This window comes from Robertmurraya sp. GLU-23, assembly GCF_052983275.1.
Genome location: NZ_JBRKCV010000002.1, coordinates 580,101 through 603,076, shown reverse-complemented (window position 1 = coordinate 603,076; position 22,976 = coordinate 580,101). Strand labels below are relative to the sequence as shown.

General features: G+C 37.0%; 23 protein-coding genes. 5 read left to right on the top strand and 18 right to left on the bottom strand.

What is annotated here, in order from left to right; translation table 11 throughout:
- Positions 1-100: 100 nt before the first annotated feature.
- Positions 101-961 (bottom strand): hypothetical protein, encoded by an 861-nt coding sequence (locus ACVBAX_RS07280; RefSeq protein WP_447116451.1) that lies wholly within the window; start codon positions 959-961, stop codon positions 101-103.
- Positions 962-1,061: 100 nt separating this feature from the next.
- Complete coding sequence (locus tag ACVBAX_RS07275) at positions 1,062-1,457, bottom strand: GNAT family N-acetyltransferase (protein WP_447116499.1); 396 nt, start codon at positions 1,455-1,457, stop codon at positions 1,062-1,064.
- A gap of 103 nt (positions 1,458-1,560) precedes the next feature.
- Here ACVBAX_RS07275 and pdxR point away from each other — a divergent pair, with 103 nt between their 5' ends.
- Positions 1,561-2,979: a MocR-like pyridoxine biosynthesis transcription factor PdxR gene (pdxR, locus tag ACVBAX_RS07270; RefSeq protein WP_447116498.1), complete on the top strand. Its 1,419-nt coding sequence runs from the start codon at positions 1,561-1,563 to the stop codon at positions 2,977-2,979.
- Here pdxR and ACVBAX_RS07265 read toward each other — a convergent pair.
- Together ACVBAX_RS07265 and ACVBAX_RS07260 are read right to left on the bottom strand one after the other, a co-directional pair.
- Positions 2,971-3,591 carry an NUDIX hydrolase gene (locus ACVBAX_RS07265; protein WP_447116450.1) on the bottom strand — a complete coding sequence of 207 codons (621 nt, stop codon included), beginning with the start codon at positions 3,589-3,591 and terminating at the stop codon, positions 2,971-2,973. The two genes, pdxR and ACVBAX_RS07265, sit on opposite strands and share 9 nt — an antisense overlap.
- Positions 3,592-3,666: 75 nt before the next feature.
- Positions 3,667-4,815, bottom strand: a complete 1,149-nt coding sequence (locus ACVBAX_RS07260; RefSeq protein WP_447116449.1) for an acyl-CoA dehydrogenase family protein — start codon at positions 4,813-4,815, stop codon at positions 3,667-3,669.
- A 140-nt stretch (positions 4,816-4,955) separates the two neighbouring features.
- On the opposite strand from ACVBAX_RS07260, the gene ACVBAX_RS07255 reads away from it, so the two are divergent.
- The gene (locus ACVBAX_RS07255) at positions 4,956-6,035 is read left to right on the top strand and encodes a thermonuclease family protein (protein ID WP_447116448.1); all 1,080 of its coding nucleotides are present in this window, start codon (positions 4,956-4,958) and stop codon (positions 6,033-6,035) included.
- Positions 6,036-6,060: 25 nt separating this feature from the next.
- Here ACVBAX_RS07255 and ACVBAX_RS07250 read toward each other — a convergent pair whose 3' ends face one another.
- The 7 genes from ACVBAX_RS07250 to ACVBAX_RS07220 all read right to left on the bottom strand — a co-directional run bounded on the left by ACVBAX_RS07250 (position 6,061) and on the right by ACVBAX_RS07220 (position 12,494).
- A complete protein-coding gene (locus ACVBAX_RS07250) occupies positions 6,061-7,011 on the bottom strand; it encodes an ABC transporter permease (RefSeq protein WP_447116447.1) in 951 nt (316 codons plus the stop codon).
- Positions 7,004-7,924 carry an ABC transporter ATP-binding protein gene (locus ACVBAX_RS07245; protein WP_447116446.1) on the bottom strand — a complete coding sequence of 307 codons (921 nt, stop codon included), beginning with the start codon at positions 7,922-7,924 and terminating at the stop codon, positions 7,004-7,006. The genes ACVBAX_RS07250 and ACVBAX_RS07245 overlap by 8 nt, the downstream gene beginning before the upstream one ends.
- A 176-nt stretch (positions 7,925-8,100) precedes the next feature.
- Entirely contained in the window at positions 8,101-8,556 is a 456-nt protein-coding gene (locus ACVBAX_RS07240; RefSeq protein WP_447116445.1) for a DUF523 domain-containing protein, read from the bottom strand.
- Between the two features lie 57 nt (positions 8,557-8,613).
- Entirely contained in the window at positions 8,614-9,852 is a 1,239-nt protein-coding gene (locus ACVBAX_RS07235; RefSeq protein ID WP_447116444.1) for an ATP-binding protein, read from the bottom strand.
- A 108-nt stretch (positions 9,853-9,960) separates the two neighbouring features.
- Positions 9,961-10,164 (bottom strand): DNA-binding protein, encoded by a 204-nt coding sequence (locus tag ACVBAX_RS07230; protein ID WP_447116443.1) that lies wholly within the window; start codon positions 10,162-10,164, stop codon positions 9,961-9,963.
- A 173-nt stretch (positions 10,165-10,337) separates the two neighbouring features.
- Positions 10,338-11,207 (bottom strand): cation diffusion facilitator family transporter, encoded by an 870-nt coding sequence (locus tag ACVBAX_RS07225; protein WP_447116442.1) that lies wholly within the window; start codon positions 11,205-11,207, stop codon positions 10,338-10,340.
- 204 nt (positions 11,208-11,411) lie between these two features.
- Entirely contained in the window at positions 11,412-12,494 is a 1,083-nt protein-coding gene (locus ACVBAX_RS07220) for a GGDEF domain-containing protein (RefSeq protein WP_447116497.1), read from the bottom strand.
- Between the two features lie 293 nt (positions 12,495-12,787).
- Here ACVBAX_RS07220 and ACVBAX_RS07215 point away from each other — a divergent pair, with 293 nt between their 5' ends.
- Entirely contained in the window at positions 12,788-12,928 is a 141-nt protein-coding gene (locus tag ACVBAX_RS07215; protein WP_447116441.1) for a hypothetical protein, read from the top strand.
- 134 nt (positions 12,929-13,062) lie between these two features.
- Here ACVBAX_RS07215 and ACVBAX_RS07210 read toward each other — a convergent pair whose 3' ends face one another.
- Positions 13,063-14,025, bottom strand: coding sequence for a LacI family DNA-binding transcriptional regulator (locus tag ACVBAX_RS07210; RefSeq protein ID WP_447116440.1), 963 nt, complete (start codon positions 14,023-14,025; stop codon positions 13,063-13,065).
- A 165-nt stretch (positions 14,026-14,190) separates the two neighbouring features.
- On the opposite strand from ACVBAX_RS07210, the gene ACVBAX_RS07205 reads away from it, so the two are divergent.
- A complete protein-coding gene (locus ACVBAX_RS07205) occupies positions 14,191-14,346 on the top strand; it encodes a hypothetical protein (protein WP_447116439.1) in 156 nt (51 codons plus the stop codon).
- The gene (locus ACVBAX_RS07200; RefSeq protein WP_447116438.1) at positions 14,343-14,720 is read left to right on the top strand and encodes a hypothetical protein; all 378 of its coding nucleotides are present in this window, start codon (positions 14,343-14,345) and stop codon (positions 14,718-14,720) included. The genes ACVBAX_RS07205 and ACVBAX_RS07200 overlap by 4 nt, the downstream gene beginning before the upstream one ends.
- Positions 14,721-14,768: 48 nt before the next feature.
- Here ACVBAX_RS07200 and ACVBAX_RS07195 read toward each other — a convergent pair whose 3' ends face one another.
- The 6 genes from ACVBAX_RS07195 to ACVBAX_RS07170 all read right to left on the bottom strand — a co-directional run bounded on the left by ACVBAX_RS07195 (position 14,769) and on the right by ACVBAX_RS07170 (position 22,927).
- Complete coding sequence (locus ACVBAX_RS07195) at positions 14,769-16,367, bottom strand: aspartate:alanine exchanger family transporter (protein WP_447116437.1); 1,599 nt, start codon at positions 16,365-16,367, stop codon at positions 14,769-14,771.
- A 404-nt stretch (positions 16,368-16,771) separates the two neighbouring features.
- Positions 16,772-17,218, bottom strand: a complete 447-nt coding sequence (locus tag ACVBAX_RS07190) for a DUF6376 family protein (RefSeq protein ID WP_447116436.1) — start codon at positions 17,216-17,218, stop codon at positions 16,772-16,774.
- Positions 17,219-17,471: 253 nt separating this feature from the next.
- Positions 17,472-18,530 carry an LLM class flavin-dependent oxidoreductase gene (locus tag ACVBAX_RS07185; RefSeq protein WP_447116435.1) on the bottom strand — a complete coding sequence of 353 codons (1,059 nt, stop codon included), beginning with the start codon at positions 18,528-18,530 and terminating at the stop codon, positions 17,472-17,474.
- A gap of 181 nt (positions 18,531-18,711) precedes the next feature.
- Complete coding sequence (locus ACVBAX_RS07180) at positions 18,712-21,060, bottom strand: putative bifunctional diguanylate cyclase/phosphodiesterase (RefSeq protein WP_447116434.1); 2,349 nt, start codon at positions 21,058-21,060, stop codon at positions 18,712-18,714.
- 12 nt (positions 21,061-21,072) lie between these two features.
- Positions 21,073-21,639: a hypothetical protein gene (locus tag ACVBAX_RS07175; RefSeq protein ID WP_447116433.1), complete on the bottom strand. Its 567-nt coding sequence runs from the start codon at positions 21,637-21,639 to the stop codon at positions 21,073-21,075.
- Positions 21,640-22,255: 616 nt separating this feature from the next.
- Complete coding sequence (locus ACVBAX_RS07170; protein ID WP_447116432.1) at positions 22,256-22,927, bottom strand: YdcF family protein; 672 nt, start codon at positions 22,925-22,927, stop codon at positions 22,256-22,258.
- Positions 22,928-22,976: the final 49 nt, after the last annotated feature.

Below are 22,976 nucleotides of genomic sequence, written 5' to 3'. Positions count from 1 at the left end.
CCTATTTGCATACATTTTTAGGAGGTTACCCCCATATTTCGAGTTTATCCATAATAAGGGATTTTCACACGGCAAATAGCACAGTTGCCTCACTGTGCTATTATTCGGATATAAATTCGGTGTGCTTCCCCAATATCTTACTGATCTTTTCTGCTAAAATTAAAACTGCTGCAGGGAATGTTATATAAAGATATGGGTCCCACCACGCAAAAATGTGTAGGATACCGGTAAACAACAAGACACGGGTAATAAAAAACAGGCTGATTATTAAAAAGAAAAATTTAAACCATCTATACCTTATCTTCCATTTTGCTAAGGCCGTAATAGTTAGACCTGAACATATATAGTAAATAGCTGCAAATGCATTAGTATCCTGAAACACATTTTCATACCAACCCAAATCATAATAACGATTGGATAAAAACATAAGGGGAAGCATGTGAATCGTTCCTAAAATCGGACTAACAATTAAAAACAATAATAAAAAGTGGCGAATTCCCTCATGTTTAACCAATAACCACCGGTACAATAATTTGATAAATGGAAAGTAAACTAATAATAACCCGAAAAAGGTATACTCATTTCTCCACCAATTATGTTTATAGATAGAAAGCTCTTCGAACAACCACTCAATACCTATGAGAAATAACGAAAAGAACAGTGACCATTTCCAATTCTTTCTGAAGGTTGCTAGAAAAACTGCGATAACGGGTAAGACAAATGCATTAGAAGCAATAGCTCCAAGATTACTATCATACGTCGGATTTCTAGGAATAAAACGTGGGTAATACTCGTAACTTTGCAGAAAGTTATAAATAACTCCCTCAATGATATAACCAAACCCAATAGCCGCTAACAATAATAAGAAAACTGGCTCATCCCTTTTTTTATAGTAAGTATACAAGAAAAGCAAGCTACTTGCGGCCACTAACGCAATATACCAGACGGAATGATAATTCATAAGTGACCACTCCTTCTCTATTCTCTTACTATATAGTATTCCAAATTTCGACAAAAATCTTCATGGAATCATACAAATTTCCCATTAAATTTGTTTTTTTCTATTTTCTTGGGATGATATAGCCGTTTTGGATTTTTTGAAATCCAATTTTCGAATAATAATCCATGGCTATCGGTGATGCTAAAAGGATTAAAGATATTTCTTCTCCTAACCGTTCGTGAACGCGTCTCACAAGTTCTTTTCCAATCCCTTGATTCTGGTAATCTCTATCAACGGCTAAATCTGATAAATAGCAGCAGTAACTAAAATCGGTAATGGCTCTTGCAATACCAACAAGCCTCCTTCCGTCCCATGCTGTCACAGTAATATCTGCTTGGTTGATCATTTTTTGTAGCCGAGGCAGATCCTCAATAGGTCTTTTTATGCCAGATTGGCTAAAAACCTCTGCCAGGTCCTCTGCAGTAATTTTTTTATTTTCTTCATAGTTTATTGTAATCATGTTTACATCCTCCTTTTTTATTATATTACTCATCAACTGACCACTCCTAAAGTGTCAGATATGTTATAATTAACCATGCCAGATTGAATAGAAAGAGGAGATAAATATTCTTGAAATTACAGTTCCTTTAGATCCAGATCATGCGGAGCCACTTTACTTACAGCTTTATTCTTTTTTTAAAAAAGAAATGGTTGAAGGGAGACTCACTCCAGACACAAAATTGCCTTCAAAAAGAAAACTCTCTATACATTTGGGAATCAGCCAAACAACCGTTGAGACAGCTTATCAACAGTTAATCGCGGAAGGGTATGTCAAAAGTGAACCGCGAAAGGGATTATTTGTCACTGAACTGGAAATGGATATGTTATCAATTGAAAAAGAACATGCCTCAGAGAGCGACAACCTTCGTAAGGTACCTCAAGCAAATCACATAAAAGTGGATTTTGGCCACGGAAACATTGCATTAAATGAGTTTCCGTTTACTACTTGGCGTAAATTGACTGTACAAAGCCTTTATGAAGATGAGAGCCATCTCTTATTAAGTGGCGATCGGCAAGGGGACTTCCCTCTCCGCATCGAAATCGCCAAGTATTTATACCAATCGCGTGGAGTCAGATGTGAACCTGAACAAATCATTATTGGTGCTGGCACACAATATATGGTTACCTTTTTAACGATGCTCATTGGACGAGAAAGAGTCTATGCAATGGAGAATCCGGGCTTTCACCGCTCACGGGAAGCATTTAAGGACCAAGGTGTCAAACTTCTCGGGATTAATTTAGATCAAAATGGTATTAAAATGGAAGATTTGAGAGACAGTGAGGCAACCGTAGCGTATGTGACCCCCTCGCATCAGTTTCCATTGGGAATGGTGATGCCAATCTCACGAAGAATGGAACTTTTAAAATGGGCCAAGGAAACGGAGAGTTATATTATTGAGGATGATTACGACGGGGAATTTCGTCATACAGGAAGACCTATTCCTTCGTTACAAGGTCTTGATCATCAGGGACGGGTTATCTATCTTGGTACCTTTTCAAAATCATTGATTCCTTCTTTAAGAATTAGCTTTATGGTACTTCCATCTACCCTTCTTTCAAGATATCAAAATCGTTTTTCCATTTATAAGCAGACCGTATCAAGACTGCATCAACAAACTTTGTATCTGTTTATGAAAGAAGGTCACTGGAGTCGTCATTTACAGAAAATGCGCACTACCTATAGAAGAAAACAAACCACCTTGCTCTATCTTATTACAGAGAAATTTGGAAAACACGTAACAGTGATTGGAGTTGATTCTGGATTACATATTTTACTCGAGATACATAACAACATGACCGAAAGCGAATTAATTAGCAATGCTGAAAAAGTCGGCGTTAGGGTGTATCCTACTTCTGTTTATTATGATAGCAATAGCCTGCCGCTTACGCCAAAGGTATTGGTCGGATATGGTGGAGTAACAGAAAGCGAAATTCATACCGGGATTAACCTACTACAAACAGCTTGGGAGCTATTTTAGCTCCTGCTGGATTTTGTTAATTATAGCCTGATAGAACGATTGATCATGAGGGACAAATTGTTGCTTGCCAACAGATTTTTCATAAAAATATTTCTCTCCATTTTCCACTTTAAAGCCCTGCATTGGAATGTGCTGGATTTCATCTCTCCAAAGAGCAGAAAAATCCGTAAACTTCATTCGGTATATACCTGCGACCTCTTCTTCTTGTAGAACAAACGAATCGAATGGGACATTTTTTCTATGTAAAAATACATGAGCCAACTCATTATCTAGTAAGGGCTCCATTTTAACAGAATACTTCAGGATTCCTAGTGACACCAACTCCTCCATATGGACAGTCAACCCTATTTCCTCTTTCACCTCTCGAATTCCATCTTCAACTGTTTCATTGGCAAGTAAATGGCCGGCGGCAGTAATATCTAAAAGGTGCGGATAATCTTTTTTCTTTGGACTTCGAAGCTGAAGAAATATATAATCCATCCCTTGTTCCTTCTCCATCAACCAATAATGAAACGTCTCGTGCCAATATCCTTTTTCATGTATTTCAGCCCGTGTGGCAACTCCAATTGGCTCATGGTCTTCATTAAAGATTCGTAACAATTCTGTCTCCATAACAACTCTCCTCTTGAGTGAAATCATATTTTCATATTATCACAAAAAAAGCTTAAGGATTTCCTCAAGCCTCTACTATAGCTTTAGCTGTTTGGCGATGATATTCTTCATAATCTCCGTGGAACCAGCGTAAATACTGGCAACAGGAATGTCACGATATCGCCTAGCAATCTCGTATTCTTCCATATATCCATATCCGCCGTGAAGCTGCAAACATTCAGCTGCCACGCGCTTGGCCATTTCACTAATCCACCACTTGGCCATCGACACTTCTTTAACAATCGAATCTCCATTCACATGGCGTTCGATCAGCTGATTCACATATACTCTTCCTAGATCAATTTCCGTGGCCATTTCTGCAATTTTGAACTGAGTATTCTGAAATTTACTTATCGATTGACCAAATACTTGGCGATTTTTTACATAGTTGATGGTTAATTCAAGCATTACTTCTGCTTCAATCTGGCATTGTAGAGCGACAACTAAGCGCTCCTGCTGGAGATTTTCCATTAAATAATAAAAGCCTTTTCCTTCCTCACCAAGTAAATTACTAACTGGGACTTTGGCATCCTCAAAAATTAGCTCACCAGTATCTCCACTATGGATACCAATTTTATCTAGTTTCTTACCTCTTTTAAAACCAGGTGTCCCCTCTTCCACGACAAGTAAGCTAATCCCTTTATGAGCAGGTGAAGCTTTCGGGTCTGTCTTACACACAATCACCACAAGGTCTGCTTCTGTTCCATTCGTAATAAATGTTTTTTCTCCATTAACGATGAAAAAGTCTCCGTCCCTTGTCGCCGTCGTTCGTATGGCAGCTAAATCTGAACCTGCACCTGGCTCTGTCATTGCAATGGCTGATATTATTCGTCCACTGATAAAGCCAGGTAACCATTTTTCCTTTTGCTCTTCCGTTCCTAATTGCTCAATGTAAGGGCTTACGATTTCAGAGTGTAAACATATACCGCTAGCAACTCCCTGTCCTACCTTTTCTAACTCTTCAATTAAGATCATTGCATATGAAAAATCCAAGCCTAAGCCACTATATTTCTCATCAATACACGGACACAAAAAACCATTTTCACCAAGCTTGAGCCAAAATTCCTTTGGTATGTGGCGTTTGTCCTCCCATAGTTTAAAATATGGATAGGCTTCCTTTTCAAGCATTTTGCGTAGAGCCTTTCTAAACATATCATGATCATTTGTTAAAAAAGAAGCTTTCATTGAAATGCAGCCCCCTTTCATTAATGAAACCTTGAAGTCAATTCATTCTTATTACCTCCGCTTCAGGTTTATTACTATTTCAGCATTTCTTTCATTATGATATATTAGCAGTTAGCAACTAGATTTAGGAGGAAACGTTATTGACTAGAAAGACCCCGATTATTACCATCATGATTACCCTTGTACTTATGTCCATCCTTCCTTTCCAAGCGTTGGCGCATAACGGGTCAAGAGATGAGCTTGGAGGACATTTCCGAAGAGCAGATTGCGTGTACTTATTACATGAGCCAACGGAGCTTGCTAAAAACGCTACAAATATGTCAGAGCTCATCACATTAATTAAAAAGTATAATAGTAACTCATGTGCGAATGGATTAACCGAAAGCAAAGTAGACCTTGAAGGATATGCTTTTGCAAAAAGTGATGTTGCTTCCACATCATCTTCAACAAATAATCCATTAGAATTAGGAAAGACATACGAGGCAACATTAGAAAAATGCACAGATGGGGACACCGCGATCTTTTTTATTAACGGATTGTCTTATAAAACCAGATTTTTATACATCGATACACCAGAAAGCACAAACCAACAGGAACCCTATGGAAATGAAGCAAGCGACTATTCGTGTTCCCTGTTACAAAATGGACAAATAACCATTGAAACCGACGGGCCTTCTCTTTTTGACAAATATGACCGTTTGTTAGCATGGGTGTTTGTTGATGAAAAACTTCATCAAGAGGAAATTACGAGAGCTGGCTTAGTCGAGGACTTTTACGATTATGGTACCTATAAGTACGAAACCCGCATTGAAGAAGCAATGTTAGAAGCCAAAGCCAATGGTATTGGATTGTACTCCGTAAATAAGGAATCAGAGAATATTCAAGAGAATACTTCTAAGGAAGTAGTGGCAACAACCAGTTCGGAAAAAAAGGAGGCTTCCACCGAGGAGAATTCGGAGCAAGCACAACCGCTTGGTAGAGAGCAAAGCAGTGGTTCCACAGGAATAGGGGTCTTTGCTTTAGCAACAGTATTTCTCTTTTTTATGTTTCCACGTTTCAGCAGGAAAAGAGGAATTGAACCCCTTCTTATTCATAAAATGTGGACAAAAAACCTTTGGGTCAATGCCTTGTTGCTATTCCCCATATATACTGCTTTATTTTTCTTAGTGCTAGTTATCCTAATCGTTGAAGTAATTCGATTTATTAAGATAAGAAAATGACCAACCAAAATGGTGGTCATTTTCTCTATGCAGCCACGTCTCTTTTCTTGAAAACGAAAAAGGCTAAACTATGGAAAAGGACAAAATAAACGACAAGCATAAGAACAGAAAAAGTTAATGTCATCCCATCTACTAATGGCGTTCCTTCAAAATACTGCATAAGATCTGTGTTCGCAAACAAAATATACTTTGCCCACTCAAACTTCATGGCAATTAAATTCGTAAATTGAGCCCCGGTAAACATAAGGAAGATCGATAATCCGATAGCAAGTGAGCTGTTTCTGAATACTGCAGAAATCATAAATGCCATGGTCGAAAGCATAATCATGCTAATTGAGTTTAATCCATAAAATTTAATCAGGTGAAAAATCATCGATTCTTCAGCTACTTTGCCATCAAAGTAATTTAAATAAGGTGTTTCCTGTTCTGGCATCCCAAATGCGATCCATCCGATTAGAGTGGAAAAGGCAAATAGTAAAGTCAGCATGAGTAGTGCAAAAGAAATTACAGTTGTATATTTAGCCAAAAGGATTTTTGCCCGGCTGGTTGGTCGAATTAGCAGCAATTTGATTGTACCCCAGTTAAATTCAGACGCCACGATTCCTGCTGCAACAATAATTGTAAATAATCCTGCTAGTTGGATTAAACTTGATGCATCTTGAACAAAGCTCCATATAGCATATTCCCCATCCGGAGCGAGATTATGATCCAAACGATATTCATTAATGGCAATAATTTTCTCCAAATATTTTCTTTGCCCTTGTGCGGCATTTTCTATCTGTGCTAGATTTTGCTTCTGTTCATCAATAGTTGTTTGGATTTCCTGCTGCCAGTTCGGATTTGGCTTCACATCTTGATTCTCATATTTAATGATTCCACCCATAAGGACAATGGTTACTAATAAAAGACCCATCATCACAAATGTTCCTGGACGTTTAAAAATTTTCATCCACTCATTTTGTAATAACTTAAGCATGTAGGGATACCTCTCTTTCTTCTGTTACTTCAAGGAAACGTTCCTCTAATGATTTAGTTACTTCCTTTATTCCAAATATGTCTATATTTTCTCTGGTTAAACTATTTACAACGGAAGGAATTTCCTCTTTCTTAATACTGCAGGTAAAACCTATCTCACCTCTTCGAACCGGAATACCCATTGTTTGAAAAGTGGCTAGAGCTTTTTCAATTGGAGCAACGTCAAATTGAATCTCCTGGTCAATACCCTTTTTAAAATCTTGAATGGTTTGTACGTCAACAAGCTTCCCCTTTTGAAGGATTGCAATTCGATCACACATCATCTCCATCTCAGAAAGCAAGTGACTAGAAACGATTACGGCTAATCCCCTTTCTCTTGTTAGCATTTTAAGATGGTCTCTCATTTCGCGAATTCCTGCAGGATCAAGTCCATTTGTTGGTTCATCAAGTATTAAAACTTCTGGTTCATGTAAAAGCGCCTGTGCAACTCCTAATCTTTGACGCATCCCAAGTGAATAATTCTTAACTTTGTCATGGATTCGATCGGATAAGTTAACGAGCTTAACAACCTCATCTATCTTCGCTTTATTAACTTGATTGGACAATCTTGCAAAATGGATAAGATTTTCATAGCCTGTTAAAAATTTGTACATCTCTGGATTCTCAACAATTGCACCTACTTGACTTACCGCTTGCTCAAAATTAGATTGAATGCTATGGCCTCCGATTTTTATATCACCTGAGGTCATCCCGATTAACCCAACCATCATACGGATTGTGGTCGTTTTACCCGCACCGTTTGGTCCAAGAAAACCAAACACCTCCCCTTTATTGACTTCAAAACTTAGAGAGTCAATAATTGTTTTCCCTTTAATAGTCTTCGTCACATTTTGTAACTGAACGATACCTGTCATCTACGTAACACCTTCCATCTCATATGATCTTCTTTTATCATACTTGGAAAAAGAAGGAGAGCACACGAGCCCCCGCAGTAGATTTAACTAAGACTTTAGACGTAATAAAGAGAAGATCTTGGTTTTTAACATTCAATATAAATAGCGCAGGGGGTAACCCTGCGCTTCTTCATCCTCTAATATTCTTTTAGAAATTGCCTCTCCGAAATGACTCGTACTCCGTTTCTGATCAACAAAGCTGCTGTTACACCGTGCCCTTCGACTTTTTCACCTGTAAAGGTACCATCATAGACTTTCCCGCTTCCACACGATGGACTGTTCTCCTTCAATACGACTATTGTTGCTTGGATTTTTCTGATAACATCAAGTGTTTCATTGGCCCCTCTTATAAAAGAGTCTGTCACGTCCGTTCCCTTGCAATCTATGACCTTAGCCTTTCCATCCAGCACATCTTCTCCAGTACCACCTACAATTTCAGCTGGCTCCCTAGGAGTTTCAAGTCCGCCTAGCAATTCAGGGCATGCAGTGATGGCTTTCTTTTCTCTTACTAGTTTATGTATTTTTTTATCTAAGGAGCTAAGCCCATTATATCGAACTGGCAATCCCGCTAAACACGCACTAACGACAATCATATTCCACCCCAAGACTTTATTTTTTTATATGACAGGTTATAACGTTATCTTGAACATTTAAAAGCTTGTGCCTGTTTCTTTTAATACATCACTTGCAGAAGGTAAGAAAATTTGAACTGTAGTCCCTTGATTTACTTCACTTTCAATTTGAAGTTGACCTTTGTGGTTCTCTATAATCTTATAACAAGTCATTAAACCTAGCCCTGTCCCCTTTTCCTTTGTTGTGTAAAAAGGTTCACCGAGCGTCGGAATTCGTTCTTTCGGTATACCCACCCCTTGATCAGCGATTTGAATGAGTACTCCTTTTGCTTTATCCTTTTTAACCTTTAACTCAATGGTTCCTCCATTAGGCATCGCCTCAGTAGCATTCTTAAGTATATTTAGAAATACTTGCTTTAACTGATTTTCATCACAATAAACATATGGGAGATTACTTTCATATTCCATACCTATTTGGATATTACTAAGGATTGTTTGAGTTTGAATTAATGTTACAACATCACTTAACAGCTTCCTGACGTCACGCTCCTGCATCGCTGTTGTGGTAGGTTTCGAGAGAAATAAAAACTCTCCTACAATACCATTGATCCGATCTAATTCAGATAGAACGATATCATAATACATATTTTGATTTTGATCCCCTTTAAACAGTTGAACGAACCCACGAATAGAAGTTAAAGGATTTCTAATTTCATGAGCAATTCCCGCTGCCATTTGTCCCAAAAGGGCAAGTTTTTCTGATTTTTGTAGTAATTGATCTGTCTGCTCATTCTTCTCCGTAATATCCTTACCTATAGAAAGAACAGCCTCTACACCTTCAAAAATAATTTTTAGTGACGAAACCTCAAAATCCATCGTCGTTCCATCTTGTCGTTTCAACTTGTATTCAATGCTTTTCAAAGGTTTATTTCCACTTGATGCAGCTTTTGTCCTCTTTTTCAGTTGATCTGCATACTTAGGAGTAACAAGTTCTAAAGTTGGTTTTCCAATTAACGCTTCCCGATTAGGAGCACGAAACATGGTGACCGCCAGATCATTTACGTAAATGACCTGCTGATCTTTATGTATAATAATCGTGCTCGGCAGAGAATCTAATAAATTCTTATAACTCTTCTCACTTAATCTAGCAATCTTTTCATAATACTTCGCCTTGTCGTACTGCCTTCCAAGGAACCATGCTAGTGCTCCATAGAAGAGGAGCTCACTGGTGAAGACGGTCTTTCCATGAGAGAAATTATGGTAAGTGGTAATTCCTAATGTGAATAATACAAATATGATTTGACCCCAGATTTTCATAAGCTAGCCTCTATAAATGGATTTTACTGTTATCATATCATAGAAATTATTTGGGAAAATTAAATTCCTTGAAAATATTTTAATGGTAATACACTCCATTATATATGTCTATTTTTCCCTAAACTTCCACCCTTTTTCTAATAGGACCAATCGAAGCTGTTCAATTGCTTTCGGGCCCATTCCATGTAGCTTAACAAGTTCTTCTTCTTCAACCTCAGTCAATTGTTCTAATCCGTAAAAACCTGCACCTTCTAATGCCCTAATAGCCGGTTTGGCAAGTTTAGGAAACTCAGTCTTTGTACCACTCATCATTTTGTCCTCCTATTTCTCTCATTTTTTGTCATCGGCTATACCACATTTCTTCACTTGCTTCCTGCTTATTTTGCCCTATTTTTATTTATAGTGGGAATCATATGTTCAAAAGACTTTTTATGTAAAAAAGAAGGGTGTTCCTAATTCACACATGGGACGCCCTTTTCCTTTACTTAGCTTGGCTCAACGTGAACGTGCACATTATAAACATCATATTCACTAATTAGTTTTTCTTCTACTTTACTTGAGATATCATGTGCTGTTCGAATACTTAAGTCTTCGTTTACTTCAATAATAATATCAACAACTGTGTTATTTCCATAATTTCTTGCGCGAATATCCTTAATGCTAGTTACACCTGTAGTTTTTAATATACTTTCCTTATATTCTTCAATTAACTGTTCATCAAATCCATCTGTTAATTGATGAGAGGAATCGTAAAAAATATCATAGGCAGTTTTACATATTAATATCCCGACAATAATTGCAGCTAGCGGATCAAGCCAAGGCAGATGAAATTGTGAACCTATAATCCCAACCGCTGCTCCAATACTCACCCACGCATCTGATAGATTATCCTTCGCTGCCGCTAATACAGATTGGCTTTTTACTTTTTTCGAAAGCGCTTTATTATACCGATAGACAAAATACATAACCACAGCACATAGAAGACCAGTCCACGCGGCTAGCATGTCTGGAACCACTTTTTCATCTGAGAAAATTGAAACAACGGCTTTATGTAATACACTTAAACCTACTGCCACCATAATAAAAGAAGCAACCAATGACGCAATATTTTCCGCCTTCCAATGGCCATAAGGATGATCTTCATCTGGTGGTTTTTGTGACATTCTTAATCCTATCCATACAGCGATTGAAGCGATGATATCAGTCAAATTATTAAACCCATCCGCCTTTAACGCCTCCGACTGGGCAGAAAATCCAATCAGTAATTTAATTATAGAAAGGCAAATATAAGCAGCAATACTGATCATTGCTCCACGCTCGCCTAGCCTTAACTGTTCATATCTTTCTTTGTCCATATTCACACCTCCGAGCCCAAAACCTCCTTTAATAGAATAACAATCGAAAGTTGGGTGGGTCTACAGCAACCTTTTTTCATCTCTTTATATAAATGTTGAATATCCAAAATTGTTTCTCATGGTAAAATTCCTGGTACTACATAAGAAGAAGTAAATTTTAACATAAAATAGGCCCGAGACAAACTTGTCCCGAGCTCAAATTATTTAATCTATTGAATTATGGCAACAAACTTTGTTCCGTCCAGTTTTTTTCGCTACATACAAAGCTTTATCTGCATCCTCTATAAGCATACTTGGGTTTTCTGTAGTATCTTTATAAGAGGCGACCCCAACGGATACCGTTACCTTTATCACTCCACCGCCTGATAAGGAAAACTCCGTATTTTCAACCGTTTTTCTGATATGCTCCGCAATATCCATTGCTCTTGCGACAGAAGTATCCGGTAGCAGGATGGTAAACTCCTCTCCTCCATTCCGGCTAACGATGTCAAAGTTTCTCGTACTTACGGTTAATAACGTTCCTAATCGCTTTAAAACCAGGTCCCCTTCCGAGTGACCATACGTATCATTAATTTTTTTAAAGAAATCAATATCGATATAAAGAAGAGACAAACTTTGAATACTTTTATTCAGTTCATTAAGCAGGGAATTAAATACTTCATCAAATTTCCTAACATTATTTAACCCCGTTAATCCATCTGTTGTAGACTCCGATTTATATTTTTCCAATAAAAACTGACTCTTCCTAATAAAATCTAGAATATAGAAGGAAAGGAAACCTGCTATATATGAAATGATCCAATAAAGAGGGATCAATTTGACTAGTAAAGAAAGGTCATTTACTAAATAAATGATCACAAAGGTAAAAATAATATTGGAAAACGTAAGCATCCATATTACCTTGTTTTTCTTGGATATCCTTTGTGAAGAGACCAAAATAGAAAATAAAGTAATAAGAACCATAAGAATGACAGATGCATACGCAGAGGTATTCACGCCAATAAAAAAACGACCTATAATGACTAATACCATTCCAATGAATGCCGGCAAATAACCACCAAAAAACGCGAGCAAAATAATTGGAATATGTCTTAGATCAACGATTGTTGTATCTATTCGAATGCCGTATTGCATGAGAATATTAGAAAACACCCCACCAACTACACCCAACAAAATTTTTCTCATAAAGGTAGAGTCTTTGGTTAGAGGGCTCGTCGAAAAGATATGTGAGTATAGGAATAGTAAAGAAACAACAATAGCTAAATTCGTAAACAAATCTTTAATCATCAACAATTTTATCACCATAAAGTAACATACCATATTTTTCAACAATGCAAAATAAGAAACACTACTTTTCTACCATAAAGATGAAAATCGCTTAAGGTGTCTGTCACCTTTCGTGGACAGTTCGGGGTGTTTTGTCCGTCTCAGGCAGACAGTGTTCCTTGTTTTATGAGCTACATCCAAAGTTTGGCTGTGTACCAGCAAGTTTGATTCCACTTTTGATTATAAAAATTATTTGTATATTGAATAGAATCCTTCGCCTTTTTGGATAGTAAAGAGGATGGAGGTGAAAAATCATGACTGAAAAAGATAACCCAAATGTTAAACTAGGTGGAAAGATTGCCAAAGAAAAGGGTAACGGCGGAGACCAAATTCATGGGCATGAAAAAGAAAACAAAAATGGAAAATTCAATACAAACCCTAAATCTGACTTGTAAAACAAACCCCACACCCTTCTGTATCTAGGTAGGTGTGGGGTGATTTCTCTTTTCAAACCATTTTTCTATACTTTGGAGCCAAAGCCACCAAACAATAACAAGCGCGCCCATTTCGATTCTCTAGTCTATATGAACTACACTGTTAATCGCTCGATTAACTTCACTTCAATCTCCTCCTGAAAGATCGTTGGGTAGTGCATCGCTTGAATAAATAATTTTCTTCCAACCTCAACTAGTGGAATTTCAAGTGTGGTGATATTCATAATTTTGGCAATTGGTTGATTATCAAAACCCATAATCGCTAACTCATTAGGAACAAGTATACCTAGTTCTCTCGCACATGTAATAATTCCTGCTGCTACTTGATCACTTGTTACTAATAAAGCAGTTGGGGGAGAGATCATTTCTTTTAAACGGGCGACGATCCCCTCCCCATCTTCAAAACGAAAGCTATCATAAAAAATATAATCCTGTAAAAATGGATGCCCATGTTCCACTAGAAAATTCTTATAAGCGGCCTCTCGCATTTCACTATTCGTTCCTGACTTTCTCCCTATGCAATAACCGATTCGATGATGTCCCTTTTTATGTAAGTAATCCAAAGCAATTAAAAAGCTTTTATAATGATCAATATAAGTAGAAGATACGATTTTGTCTTCCACTTCTTCACTTAAAATAATCGGCCCATATGTTTTATATTCAGCAATTACATCCCAGCTACTAATTCTTGAACAAATGATTAAGGCATCGATCTGTTTTTGCTTAAGCATATTTAATGCTTCTATTTCTCTATTCAACTCATAGTTTGTTTGAAAAAGAACAAGCTTGTAATTATTTTTAACGGCTTCGTTTGCTATTCCCTCTACTAAAAATCCGAAATAAGGAGAATTTGAGAAAGGAATAACCACCCCTATCAAATACGTCTTCCCTTTACTTAAGTGAACAGCATTGATATTACGCTGATAATCCACTTCCACCATCGCTTGTTGTACAGCTGCCTTTTTTTCTTCACTCACATATGGGTGATCATTTAGTACACGGGAGACAGTTGTAACAGAAACGCCAGCCATTTTTGCTATTTCTCGAATATTTGCCATACACTCACCCTTCAAAAAACTTTTTCTTGCTCTGAAACGCGTTTCACCATTTAAGCTAAAAATGTATTAAACAGGGAGAAATGGTTTTTCTATTTAATGGTATTTCTTACTAGTAATCTTATCATCTTTTACCTTTTCTCCATACACAAAAAAGGGGGAAGTACAATGTTTGGGCTAATTGCACTATGCTTCACCATTTATTTTTTCGCTTTTTTAACGATTAAGGCTGAAGGAACACCCATTCGTGTAGTGCCGATTCGTACATTCGATGATCATTTTATTGACTATAGCAGAAAACAGTTGGGGGATAGAGAAGAATGAGTGATTACAACAATAAATTATTCATATGTACAACCATTGACGCTACACCATTTTTCCCTAGTGAAACGATTTTTTCATTTAATCAATACGACCGTCTCATTCGTGCGAGTATTAAAGGGGAAAACATAAAAATAGGAGAGTTAGTCGGGTTAATTAATCATCAGGGTGTCTTAGAATATTCCCTTAATTATCAACTATTCGATCACCAATTCTATGGTGGCGTTGGTACACTCAAATCATCTGATAAAACGGGAACTAGTTATAAAGGAATTTATTCTGCTTCGAACGTACAAGAAACACTTGAGTGTTCATTTATACTAAAAAAAGTCTCACTTCAGAATCAGATAGCATGGAGAAAAAAGAAGTCATGTTAAAATAAAACAAAGCTTAGGTCTCATATCCTAAGCTTTGTTCCTGTTAAATTAAAGGAAGAAAATGAGTACTTGCGAAATAACTGCAACAAAGATAAGGGCAAAAGGATATGCAGCAGCATAAGCAATCGATGCATCATCTGAATTGATTTGTTGATTCACCGCCCCTAAACCAGGTGTACTTGTCATGCCCCCACATAATGCTCCAAGAGAATGGATAACACTCATCTTAAATAGCTTTCTTGATAAAAAGAAGCCAACCATCATCGGAATTACTGTGATTAATGCTCCACCAAACACCAGGCGGAACCCTTCTTCTTGAATTACCTCAACTAACCCTTGACCAGCTGTTGTTCCGGCACCAGCTAAAAATAAAACAAGTCCAATATCACGAATTACTTGATTAGAGGGTTGGAAAAAACGAGCTCGAATAGGGCCAATTTTCCCAAAATGACCAATAAATAATGCAATAAATAGTGGCCCCCCTGCAACACCTAGTGTGATGGTACCTAGCCCTGGAAGATGAATAGGAATCATTCCTACTGCAATTCCTATCAATAAAATTAAGCTTAGAGATAGAATATGGATGTTCGTTACTACTAAAGTCCTTCTAGTAAATAGCTTTTCCGCATCGTTTAAACGGTCTTCACTACTAACCAATGTTAAAATATCTCCTCTTTCGAGCGGCCATCTTGCACTTTGGTTATACTCGAATCCACCTCGTTCAATTCTTGTAACCGTTACTCCATATTTCCTTCTTAGCTCTAGTTCTTTTATATTTTTCCCAATAATCTCTTCCGAATCAACCGTTATTTTACGGATCTTTACATGGTCATGGTTCTTTAAATTCGTAGAAACCTCTTTTCCTACCTCTTTAATAATTCGATTTAAATCTTCCCTTAAGCCAACTGCCACCAATCGATCTCCATTCAAGATAACTGTATCATTTAAAGCAATAATATTTCTGTCTCCACGAATCACTCGACTGATAACTACAGAACCATATTGGTTAAAACGTAACTCTTTTAACGTTTTTTTATTTATATTTGGATCCATAACCTCTATAGTTGTCACTTCAGGAGACTCTTCATTTCTAACAGGACCACTCGATTCATTCAGGTCCTTTTCCATATCCACTTTTAGTATCTTAGGCAATAATTGTACAAAAAGCACCACTGCTAGTACACCAAAAGGGTAAGCAATCCCATATCCAACCGAAGCGAGCGGATCATTTGTAGCATGTAAAGCAGCCGCAAGACCAGGAGTACTCGTCAATGCTCCTGTCATAATTCCTATACTAAGTGCAGGAGATAAATCAAATACCTTTGCAACCACTACGGTTGTAATCGCTGCGACAAATACAATAATTAACCCAATAAACCCAAAAATCATTCCACTTGATTTCATCATCCTGAAAAAGCGTGGTCCAGCCTGGAGACCAATCGCCACAATAAATAAGCTTAATCCGAGATTCTGAACAGTATGGGGAATATCATAGCCCCAATGGCCAAAAAACATGGCAACAAGAAGAACACCTGAAGATCCTAAACTTAATCCTCTAATTTCCATTTGACCGAGAACGGATCCTAAAAATAAGATAACAAATAATAATAGCAATGGTTCTTTTAATAACGCCACAACCCAATCCACAACACATTCCTCCATGAGTGACAGCAACATTTTTCTCCATTATATTCTTTTCCAATTCAAAAAAAAGTGCTTACTTCATTAATTCACGAGATTGCCTTAATGAATACGCTTAAATTATTAAAGCAAACTAATAACGTGTTGAAAACAACACAATTCAATGTGGAGGGTGATACTTTGAATATGCTAATTCGCTCCTTTATGATCATGTTAAAGATATTATATAGGCTAGAAAAACTCAGCTTTATGTTAGTATCAGCCATAAGGATGCCTGCCTTTAGTAAAGCATAAGCAGTATCTATTATCCCATTGAGAAAAAAGGTAAGCGGACATCGCTTACCTTTTCTTTTACAATTCTTCTTGAGCCTTAATACCACGCCTCCTCATTCTTCAGTTGTTCGACTTTATTATTCACCAAGCTGCTGAATTTGGTTAGAAAGTTCCGTTAGTTCTTGTATGGTTTTAATTAATTCAGTATTTTCCAAAAAAGTAGGATCTAGTTCACCGTTTTCAATATTTGATAAAAATACATTTATCTCTTCCAATGCATTGTCGTTCTGCTCAATAACTTGTTGGTGAAGCTCCTCCGCAATGCTCGGAGCTTCGATTTTACTAAATGCTTCAATCTCTTGTTTCATCTCTAGTAACCTTGTTTCTAATTCTGCCAATGCTTGTGTATCTGAAATTGCTTGCTCAGCCATAGCTGGTACTTCGTTAGCAAAATCCGACGCTTCATTGACATATTCTGTTGCTTGTTTTACATAGTTAAGTGTTCCGTTCACTTCTTCTAATAACGAACAACCACTTAATGTTATAGCCGCCGTTAATGTTACTGCCATCCACTTTCTCTTCATTCTTCATTCCTCCATACTTCTTATATTGAAAAATAAAAAAGACCACTACCTCTGTGGTAATGATCTTACGAAAAGGGGCAGACCTTTACCAAAACTTTGGCAAAGGTCTCGCTAGCAACAAAGATTGCCCAACAAAGCCGGAAATTTCATCTCGTAGTGACGACTTTACTGTTATAGCTACTCCCCTTTGGTATTTAATTATCTTCCTAATTATCATACGCGTAAGCAAGCCAAGAAGTCAAATGATTGGGCATTACCCGTTACCCAAAGACGCTTCCCACTTTGCTACTTCTGCCTTTACAATAGGAGCCACTTCCTTGCCAAGTAATTCAATTGCCTTCATCACATCCACATGAGGCATAGACCCAACTGGTACGTGAAGCATAAAACGTGTAATCCCTACATTTTTTCGTAAATGAATGATTTTTTCTGCCACTGTCTTTGAATCTCCTACGTACAAAGCACCTTCAAAGCTACGTGCCGCATCAAAGCTAGCACGACCATAATGCCCCCAACCGCGCTCCCGCCCAAGTACATTCATGACCTGTTGGGTTGATGGGAAAAACTTATCTGCAGCTAGTTCCGTTTCTTCTGCAATAAATCCATGAGAGTGAGAAGCTACCGTTAGCTTTGATACATCATGACCAGCATGAGTAGCAGCCTTCTTATAAAGCTCTACAAGTGGAGCAAATTGTACGGGTCTTCCTCCAATAATCGCTAATACGAGTGGAAGGCCAAGAATTCCAGCACGGATGACCGATTCGGAATTCCCCCCACTTCCAATCCATACTGGAAGTGGATGTTGGACCGGACGTGGATACACTCCTTTTTGATGGATGGCCGGTCTATGTTTACCTGACCAAGAAACAACCTCAGACTCCCTAATCTTCAATAATAAATCCAACTTCTCTTCAAACAATTCATCATAATCCGCTAAATCGTACCCGAACAATGGAAATGACTCAATAAATGATCCTCGGCCTGCCATAATTTCAGCTCGACCATTTGAAATCGCATCAAGGGTTGCAAAATCTTGAAACACGCGTACGGGATCAACAGACGATAGAACGGTAACCGCACTCGTAAGACGAATATACTTTGTTTGTGAAGCTGCTGCTGCTAAAATGACCGCTGGAGAAGAAGCAGCAAAATCCTCTCTATGATGCTCCCCTACCCCAAACACATCTAAACCAACTTGATCAGCTAGAACGATTTCTTCTACCACTTCCCGGATCCGTTGTGCATGACTAGCTACCTCACCCGTCACTATATCCGGTGTTGTTTCTACAAATGTACTTACACCTATTTCCAAAGTGAATCCTCCTATATCTTATGTAGTTATATATGTATACATTAGACAACCTATACCACTTGGATATATAACATTATCTTAATCATTATAATTAAAAATTGCTACTTTCATCACTTCTCAAAAATAAGTTATTATGCACTACAAAAAAAAGCATTTCTTTATGAAGAAATGCTCCACTTTTTTATTTATTGGTAAGTTGCTGCTGCAAAAGCACCTCTGTATCTAGCTTGTTTAATGGAGGACTGAACAGATAACCTTGATATTCGTCGCATTTAATGGATTGTAAGAATAGCTTTTGACTATCGTCTTCTACTCCCTCAGCAATCACCTTGTAATTTAATCCTTTAGCCATCAAAACAATCAATTTAACAATGGCAACATTTTTCTCACTTGTATTCAGTGAAGAAATAAAAGATCGATCAATCTTCAAGTGGTCAATAGGATACTGGTTCAAGTATTGCAAGGAAGAATAGCCTGTACCAAAGTCATCCATAGCAATATGGAAGCCCATTTCCTTTAAAGAGTGAAGTTTAGAAAGTGTTTCTTCTATAGAACCCATAGCCACACTTTCCGTTATTTCAAGTTCAATATCCTCTGGATTTGCTTTAGTTTCGAATAAAGTCTCGGTTACCTTTTCAATAAAGTTATTTTGTTGAAATTGAATGGCTGATATATTAACAGCAATTCTAATCGGTAAAAGACCCTGTTTTTCCCATTTCACAGATTGCAAACAAGCTTCTTTCAATACCCATTCTCCTAAAGGAAGAATAAGTCCAGTTTCCTCTGCAAGAGGGATAAATTCGCAGGGTGGAACCACCCCTTGACCAGGTCTAATCCACCGCAACAGCGCCTCTACACCAACAATATTATTGTTTTCAAGAGAAACCTGAGGCTGGTAGTATAGCTCTAGTTCATTCCGCTCAATCCCTTTTCGTAACGCGTTTTCCATTGTTACTTGAGGCTCTATGTCCATTTCAGCATGATATATTTTGTAGTGGTTTTTTCCGGCTTCCTTTACTTTATACATTGCTGTGTCAGCCTTCATTAATAGGGACTCAAAATCGTTACCATGTTCTGGGTATATCGACACCCCTATACTAGGTGTTACATAGAGTTCTTCCCCTCTAATATCGTAAGTTTTACGAAGGACGGTAAGAATTTTTTCTGCAGTCTTCTCGATTTGTATTACATTCGTATTTTCGAGTAATATCCCGTATTCGTCTCCACCGATACGGCACACTAGCTCATTTGGTTTAAGGCACGAACATAATCTATCTCCAACCTCTTTTAATAATAAATCCCCGTATGAATGACCCAGACTATCGTTTATATGCTTAAAACGGTCTAAATCAAGTAATAAGAAAGCAACCTTCTTTTTACTCCGTACATTATGGTTACAAATTGCTCTTGAAAGCCGCTTTTCAATAAATCTTCTATTGGGTAAGCCCGTCACAACATCATGATAGGCTAAATACTCCATCTGATTAATCGTTTCAACTAAACGGTCGGTCCGCTCTTTCACCTTTTCCTCGAGTTGTTCATTTAAATCATTCAATTCAGAAACCAATTTATCATTTTCCAACAATGTAAATAGTTGTCTTAAAACCACTAATAAAATCGTTAAAAATAATCCAACAACAACTGGAGCAGTATGGTAAATTTGAGATATCACATACAATGATAGCAACACAACTCCCACATAAGGTAAGCTATGCTTAATGAAGAATTTGTTCCTGCTATCAGATTCGTATCTGTACTCGCGTTTCACATTGGATGGAGCATCATGATAAAGTCCAGCAAGAGCAAGAATAAATAATGATAGAATCCATAATGGCTCTGATATACTTCCAACCGTGTACAAATTTTTTACGGTTAGAAACGAAAAAATAGTATCAGCCATGATTTGCACTAATAAACCTACTACTAATAAATATAAAGTCTTTTTATTGAAAACGGAGTTTGAAGCGATAAAAAGACTGATGACTCCTCCTAAAACCCCAAGATCTAATATCGGGTACATGAGTTCAACGAGATGAAATGGATTTCCCTCCATTTTTAATAACGGTGCGATAATGAACACCCAATTAAATGTAGTTGCAACAGCCATGATGATCAACATATCAAAGGAAAATCGTATGGTAAGTAACTTACTTTTCACAACGTTCATCATGTATAAAAGGGCAATAAAATAAAACCCGTTCTGTCCAATCCAAAAGATTTTTGGCAACAGAAGAGTATCTCCATAAACACCTAAGATAAACTCGTAAAACACCCAAATAAGAATCCCTATAATATAACTTAAGATTCCTAGTCCTAAATACAGCCAAAACTTCTTGGCCTTTCCGTTGTCATTTTTATATGTTGCAAAAAGCCAGCCAAAAGATGTTAAGCAGGCAATGGTTTGGAATGTAACTCCACCCCAGTCCAAAAAAGCTTGCTTATGCTGAAAGAAGTAATTCCATAAGAAGTTCGTAAGGATAAAAAAAGCTATAAAAAGATAAGCAAACTTTTTGTTTTTCAGGGCGAACATTATTTTCTCCTTTTAAGTATAAATCGGTTTCCTTTCGAACGCTTGATTAGAAGGAATTATCCATGGATAGCCTTCCTTCTTTGTATACACTTCATGGGAGTGAATAATTGCTGGTACCACGTAATCACCTTTGTAATACATTTGGTCTCCAACAGGTTCGATCGGTATTTTGTATACATTTCTTAATGCTCTATAGAATACTCTCTCCAAAAGAACCACGCAATAGTTCATTTGGTAGAATTCTGTGTAATGAACAAACAGGGATAATAATCTTTCGAGATTTTTCCCCCTATATTCCTTTAGAATAGATACCTTATCTATTTCAATAACCTTCATGGGATTTGTTTCTAGCATCTGTATCTCGTGAAAGGGGAAAACAGTGTTAATGTAATTTTGCACCGTTGGGAAGTAAGATTTGAACTCAATTGTACCTATTTCTCGATTCTCTTGTTCAAGAATAATAAATCGATCTGTCTCATCAAAGGTTGGATCTAGCATATAACCCTTCTCGATCCAACACTCCATCCAGATTTCATTAAATGTATTAAGATCTGCCAATGTCTCAACTTTTTTATACATCTTATCCTCCACTAGTTCGAATAATTGTGTGGTCCAGAATTGTTGCTATGACATTTGAATTACTTTTAACCTATATTATACTACTACAATAGTATCATGAGGAAGTGGTAAAGTTGAGATTACTGTATTAATTATTGTTCCTAGAATTTGATAATATTTGCAATATTTTATTAGAATAACAATTATTAGGATAACTTGTTAGGTTTATAGCTAGAACAATGGAGTCACCTTTAAATTATGTTTTATTTAGAACATTTTTATTATTCTGTTTTAATTCAAGGAATAACTGCACTTTCCACTCATTTTCGGAAAATAGACAAAAAAATCAATTACCAACGTTTCATATAGTCAAAACTTGGTGATTGATTTTTTAGATTGCTACTTATTTTTTTTTGGGGATTTACTTTTCCTATTTCTTTTTTTTACCTTTCTTTTTTTTCTTTTTATCCTTTGTTTTTTCTGCTTTAGCAGCTTCTTTATACCTTTTGTTAAACTTCTCCATAAACAAAGACATTCTGTCACTCCTCCCTTCAAACTAATACACATAATATTGTATTTAAGGATGAAAAGATTGGTACAGGACATACATCCAATTCCATTAAAAATCAGATGAAACTCATAAAATGAAATCCTTAATCACACCAAAATACTCACGAATGTAATAATTGACTTTCACAAAAAATGGGGAATTTCCACCAAGCCCATAAGGAGTTAAACCGTATTCTTCTGCTAAAGCCTTTGCTCGAAACAAGTGATAATCACTCGTAATGATAAGAATCTTCGGTTTTTCCAAACCAAGTTGGGCCATCATCTCACTAGAAAACTTCAGATTTTCGTTCGTGTCAGTGGATAGACTTTCATAATACACTCGTCCCTTTTCAACGCCATTCTCCACCAAAAATGCCCCCATTGCCTCAGCTTCTGTAATTGTCTCCCCAGGACCTTGACCACCCGACACGATGACTGGGATCTCTCGATTATCTAACAAATATTCCAAGCCAGCATCCAATCTTCCTTGCAACGTTTTTGAAGGTTCTTCTCCTCGTAGACCAGCTCCGAGGATAACAACAAAATCTATTTCTTTGTTATTATATTTTTCCTTTGAATAAGCCTCTTTTAAAATTAGCCCCTCAACACTAATAAATGAGAGTAAAAATAACACATAACCCAAAAAAATTAATTTTCGAACAAAAACAAAAGAACGGGACAGTTGTTTATTTTTTAATAACCAACTAATAATGACAACAGCTAAAACATTTCCAATGATAAATAGAACACCAAAGCTCACTTTTCTAGCTCCTAATCTAACGATAAATTTTATAAAATATCTTCCCTGA

Bases quoted from the DNA above. Each gene is read 5' to 3' on its own strand.
- ACVBAX_RS07280 (WP_447116451.1), bottom strand. From the start codon at position 961: ATGAATTATCATTCCGTCTGGTATATTGCGTTAGTGGCCGCAAGTAGC.
- ACVBAX_RS07265 (WP_447116450.1), bottom strand. From the start codon at position 3,591: ATGGAGACAGAATTGTTACGAATCTTTAATGAAGACCATGAGCCAATT.
- ACVBAX_RS07260 (WP_447116449.1), bottom strand. From the start codon at position 4,815: ATGAAAGCTTCTTTTTTAACAAATGATCATGATATGTTTAGAAAGGCT.
- ACVBAX_RS07250 (WP_447116447.1), bottom strand. From the start codon at position 7,011: ATGCTTAAGTTATTACAAAATGAGTGGATGAAAATTTTTAAACGTCCA.
- ACVBAX_RS07245 (WP_447116446.1), bottom strand. From the start codon at position 7,924: ATGACAGGTATCGTTCAGTTACAAAATGTGACGAAGACTATTAAAGGG.
- ACVBAX_RS07240 (WP_447116445.1), bottom strand. From the start codon at position 8,556: ATGATTGTCGTTAGTGCGTGTTTAGCGGGATTGCCAGTTCGATATAAT.
- ACVBAX_RS07235 (WP_447116444.1), bottom strand. From the start codon at position 9,852: ATGAAAATCTGGGGTCAAATCATATTTGTATTATTCACATTAGGAATT.
- ACVBAX_RS07230 (WP_447116443.1), bottom strand. From the start codon at position 10,164: ATGATGAGTGGTACAAAGACTGAGTTTCCTAAACTTGCCAAACCGGCT.
- ACVBAX_RS07225 (WP_447116442.1), bottom strand. From the start codon at position 11,207: ATGGACAAAGAAAGATATGAACAGTTAAGGCTAGGCGAGCGTGGAGCA.
- ACVBAX_RS07220 (WP_447116497.1), bottom strand. From the start codon at position 12,494: ATGATTAAAGATTTGTTTACGAATTTAGCTATTGTTGTTTCTTTACTA.
- ACVBAX_RS07215 (WP_447116441.1), top strand. From the start codon at position 12,788: ATGACTGAAAAAGATAACCCAAATGTTAAACTAGGTGGAAAGATTGCC.
- ACVBAX_RS07210 (WP_447116440.1), bottom strand. From the start codon at position 14,025: ATGGCAAATATTCGAGAAATAGCAAAAATGGCTGGCGTTTCTGTTACA.
- ACVBAX_RS07205 (WP_447116439.1), top strand. From the start codon at position 14,191: ATGTTTGGGCTAATTGCACTATGCTTCACCATTTATTTTTTCGCTTTT.
- ACVBAX_RS07200 (WP_447116438.1), top strand. From the start codon at position 14,343: ATGAGTGATTACAACAATAAATTATTCATATGTACAACCATTGACGCT.
- ACVBAX_RS07190 (WP_447116436.1), bottom strand. From the start codon at position 17,218: ATGAAGAGAAAGTGGATGGCAGTAACATTAACGGCGGCTATAACATTA.
- ACVBAX_RS07180 (WP_447116434.1), bottom strand. From the start codon at position 21,060: ATGTTCGCCCTGAAAAACAAAAAGTTTGCTTATCTTTTTATAGCTTTT.
- ACVBAX_RS07175 (WP_447116433.1), bottom strand. From the start codon at position 21,639: ATGTATAAAAAAGTTGAGACATTGGCAGATCTTAATACATTTAATGAA.